Genomic DNA, 3,980 nt, shown 5'->3' with positions numbered 1-3,980 from the left:
GTAGGCCGAGATCGGGGTGAAGCCGGGCATGGTGTTGATCTCGTTGATCATCCAGGTGCCGTCCTCCAGCAGGAAGAAGTCCACCCGGGCCAGGCCCTCGCAGCCGAGCGCCTCGAAGGCCTCGACCGCCTGGCGCTGGATCTCGGCGAGCTCCTCGGCGGTCAGGTCCGCCGGGATCTTCACGTCCGAGGAGTCGATGTACTTGGCCTCGAAGTCGTAGAAGTCGAAGCCCTCGCCGACCAGGATCTCGCCGGCCACGCTGGCCCGCGGGCCGTCCTCGAACTCCAGCACGCCGCACTCGATCTCGCGGCCGGTCACGCCGGCCTCGATGATGAGCTTGGGGTCGTGCCGGCGGGCCTCCTCGATCGCGGCGTCGAGGTCGGCCAGGTCCTTCACCTTGGTGATGCCGATGCTGGAGCCGGCCCGGCAGGGCTTCACGAACAGCGGCAGACCCAGCTCGGCGGCCCGCTCGCGCACCGCCGCGCGGCCCGCCTCGGACTCCCAGTCGCGCGGCCGCACGATGGTGTAGCGGCCGACGTTCAGACCGTGCGAGGCCAGGATCCGCTTGGCGAACTCCTTGTCCATGCCGGCCGCGCTCGCCAGCACGCCGTTGCCGACGTACGGGACGCCGGAGAGCTCCAGCAGGCCCTGGAGCGTGCCGTCCTCGCCCCACGGACCGTGCAGCAGCGGGAACACCACGTCGACCTCGCCGAGGGCCTTGGGGGCGCTGCCCGGCTCGGTCAGGACCACCTCGCGGCTGCCCGGGGCGACCGGCAGCGCGACCTGGCCGTCGACGCCCTCGGCGACGTGCGCCACGTCCGGCAGCCGCCCGTCGGTGATGGCCATCCGGGCCGGCTCGTCGCTGGTCAGCGCCCAGCGGCCCTCATGCGTGATGCCGATCGGCAGCACGTCGTACTTGTCGCGGTCGATCGCCCTGAGCACACTGCCCGCGGTGGAGACCGAGATCGCGTGCTCGGAGCTGCGCCCGCCGAAGACCAGCGCGACGCGCGGCTTCCGGTCGGGCCGGTTCGGGGAGGACTGTTCGATGCTCATATCGGTTTTGAGACTACCGTGCGAGACCCTGCCGGAAGGCAGGCGCCACCGGGGACTCAGCGCCGCTCGGCCTTCGCCGAACGCGACATCAGGGTCTGCAGCGCCTCCTGGGTCGGCCGCCCGTTGTGCACCACGTCCACCACGGCCTCGACGATCGGCATGTCGACCCCGTTGCGCCGGGCCAGGTCCAGGACCGACTCGCAGGACTTGACGCCCTCGGCGGTCTGCCGGGTGGCCGCGATGGTCTCCGCGAGCGACATGCCCCGGCCCAGGTTCATGCCGAAGGTGTTGTTGCGCGACAGCGGCGAGGAGCAGGTGGCCACCAGGTCGCCCATCCCGGCGAGTCCGGCGAAGGTGTGCGGGTCCGCGCCCAGCACCTCGCCGAGCCGGGTGGTCTCGGCCAGCCCGCGGGTGATCAGGGTCGCCTTGGTGTTGTCCCCGAGCCCCATGCCGGCCGCCATGCCGACCGCCAGGCCGATCACGTTCTTGACCGCGCCGCCGAGTTCGCAGCCCACCACGTCGGTGTTGGTGTACGGCCGGAAGTACGGTGTGTGGCAGGCCGCCTGGAGCCGCTTGGCGACCGCCTCGTCGGAGCAGGCGACCACGCTGGCCGCGGGCTGCCGGTTGGCGATCTCCTTGGCCAGGTTGGGCCCGCTGACCACCGCGACGCGCTCCGGGCCGACCCCGGTGACCTCGTCGATCACCTCGCTCATCCGCTTGGCGGTGCCGAGTTCGATGCCCTTCATCAGGCTCACCAGCACGGTCTGCGGCTCGATCAGCGGCGTCCAGGCGGCCAGGTTGTCGCGCAGCGTCTGCGAGGGCACCACGAGCACCGCGAAGTCGGCGCCGGCCAGCGCCTCGGCGGCGTCGGTGGTCGCCCGCACGGTGTCGGGCAGCCGGACGCCCGGGAGGTAGTCCGGGTTCTCGTGGGTGGAGTTGACGGCGTCCACCAGTTCCTGGCGGCGGGCCCACAGCACGACCTCGCAGCCCGCGTCGGCGAGCACCAGCGCGAACGCGGTGCCCCAGGAGCCGGTCCCCATCACGGCGCAACGGATCACTTGCCGGCCTCCTCGGTGCCCTTGCCCCGCTCGCCCTTGGCGCGCCGGCGCTCGGCCAGCGCCGCCGCGGCACGCTCCCGGGCGGCCCTGCGCATGTCGTAGCGCTCGGCCGGCGGCTCCTCGCCGCGGACCTCCGCCAGCACGGCGGTGATCGCCGTCATGATGTCCTCGGTCGCGTCGGCGAGCACCTGGGCGGTGAGCTCCTGCCCCCGGTACTTGCTCAGGTCCACCGCGGGCCCGGCCGCGACGGTGACCCTGTGCCGCGGGAACAGGTTGAACCTGCCCTTCCCGAGACCGGGCCGGCCGTACGGCGGGATGATCTCGTGGGCGCCCCAGTGCGCGACCGGGATGACCGGCGCACCGGTCATCAGCGCGACCCGGGCGACACCGCTCTTGCCGGTCATCGGCCACAGGTCCGGGTCCCGGGTGAGCGTGCCCTCCGGGTAGAACTGCACGCACTGGCCGCTGTTGACCGCGTCGATCGCGGCCCGGAACGCCTGCGCGGCGTCGGTGGACTCGCGGAACACCGGAATCTGACCGGTCTTGCGCAGCATGAATCCGATGAAGGGGATCGAGAACAGCGAGGACTTGCCGAGAATGCGCGGCGGACGTCCGCTGTTGTACTGCCAGTGCGCGTAGATCACCGGATCGATGATCGAATTGTGGTTCACCGCGGCGATGAAGCCGCCGTTCTTCGGAATGTGCTCCCAGCCCCGCCAGTCGGGCTTCACCAGGGCGGTCGTCACCGGCTTCACCAGCACGGCCGCGAAGCGGTACCAGATGCCGTAGTCGGCGTTGCCGAACTTGGCGTACGAGCGGCGGGCCACCCCAGCTCCTTCTCATCCGATGCGGCACGGATTACCGCGGTCATGGCGTCCCGGTGCCGCGCACCGATTCCACCGGTGCCCGGGCCGCGGGCGCGGAACAGTGTCGCCCGCCCGATCACCGGCTGTCGAGCAACCGCGCCAACCCGCCCGGCGGGCGTGATCAAACGCACGTCCGCACAGCTCGGACGGCCTGGCGAGGGCTCCGGGACCGGCGTCAGAATGACGCCGATGACCCAGGACACCGTACGCCCCAGCGGGGCCGTCGCGCCCCCCGCACCCACCGCCGGCTGGTCGCTGGTGCTTCCGCTCAAGCCGCTCACCATGGCGAAGAGCAGACTGGCCCCGTACGCCGGACCGCACCGGGCCGACCTGGCCCTGTCCTTCGCCCTGGACACCGTCACCGCCGCCCTGGCCACCCCCGGGGTCGGCCGGGTCCTGGTGGTCACCCGCGACGCCGCGGCCGGCGCCCGACTGACCGCGCTCGGCGCCCTGGTGGTCGCCGACGAGCCCGACGGAGGCCTCAACCGGGCGCTGGCGCACGGCGCCGAGAGCGCCCTGGCCCTGGCCCCGCGGGCCCCGCTGGCGGTGCTCTCGGCGGACCTCCCGGCGCTGCGTCCGGCCGAACTGGCCCGGGTGCTGGGCGCGGTGCCGGCGGACGGCCGGGCCTTCCTGCCGGACACCCCCGGCCTCGGCACCACGCTGCTCGCCTGCACCCCCGGCCGTCCGCTCTCCCCCGCCTTCGGGGACGGCTCACGGGCCCGGCACGCGGCCGGCGGGGCACTCGAACTGCGCCTCGCGGACGTGGAGTCGGTGCGCCGGGACGTGGACACCGGGACGGACCTCGGCGAGGCCGCGGCGCTCGGCCTCGGCCCGCACACCAGCGCGCTGTTCGCCCGGCTGAGCCTTTCCTGAGCCCTCCCGGTCGCCGCCCGGGCACCGCCCGGAGCCGCCCCGGCCCGGGCGTCGACCTGCTCCCGGGCCGGGGCCGGCCCGCACGCAATGCTGCTCGCAAGCAGGCCACCTCGTTAGTTCGGCAGAGCGG

At 73.2% G+C, this 3,980-nt stretch carries 4 protein-coding genes; 1 reads left to right on the top strand and 3 read right to left on the bottom strand.

Annotated elements, in window-relative coordinates; genetic code table 11:
• From ACIQOV_RS31225 to ACIQOV_RS31215, 3 genes are all read right to left on the bottom strand, one after another.
• The coding region (locus tag ACIQOV_RS31225; RefSeq protein ID WP_401054003.1) for a D-alanine--D-alanine ligase family protein at nucleotides 1-1,053 on the bottom strand (1,053 nt) is incomplete at its 3' end.
• Between the two features lie 56 nt (nucleotides 1,054-1,109).
• Nucleotides 1,110-2,093, bottom strand: coding sequence for an NAD(P)H-dependent glycerol-3-phosphate dehydrogenase (locus tag ACIQOV_RS31220; protein WP_359900678.1), 984 nt, complete (start codon nucleotides 2,091-2,093; stop codon nucleotides 1,110-1,112).
• Between the two features lie 14 nt (nucleotides 2,094-2,107).
• Nucleotides 2,108-2,938: a lysophospholipid acyltransferase family protein gene (locus tag ACIQOV_RS31215; RefSeq protein ID WP_401054002.1), complete on the bottom strand. Its 831-nt coding sequence runs from the start codon at nucleotides 2,936-2,938 to the stop codon at nucleotides 2,108-2,110.
• A gap of 228 nt (nucleotides 2,939-3,166) precedes the next feature.
• On the opposite strand from ACIQOV_RS31215, the gene cofC reads away from it, so the two are divergent.
• Nucleotides 3,167-3,850: a 2-phospho-L-lactate guanylyltransferase gene (gene cofC / locus ACIQOV_RS31210; protein WP_401054001.1), complete on the top strand. Its 684-nt coding sequence runs from the start codon at nucleotides 3,167-3,169 to the stop codon at nucleotides 3,848-3,850.
• Nucleotides 3,851-3,980 lie beyond the last annotated feature (130 nt).

It is taken from the genome of Kitasatospora sp. NPDC091257 (genome assembly GCF_044757675.1).
GTDB classification, from domain to species: domain Bacteria; phylum Actinomycetota; class Actinomycetes; order Streptomycetales; family Streptomycetaceae; genus Kitasatospora; species Kitasatospora lactacystinica.
Note: the sequence above shows the minus strand (reverse complement) of the source record. Positions and strands in the feature narration are given on the sequence as shown.

Bases quoted from the DNA above. Each gene is read 5' to 3' on its own strand.
- ACIQOV_RS31220 (WP_359900678.1), bottom strand. From the start codon at position 2,093: ATGGGGACCGGCTCCTGGGGCACCGCGTTCGCGCTGGTGCTCGCCGAC.
- cofC (WP_401054001.1), top strand. From the start codon at position 3,167: ATGACCCAGGACACCGTACGCCCCAGCGGGGCCGTCGCGCCCCCCGCA.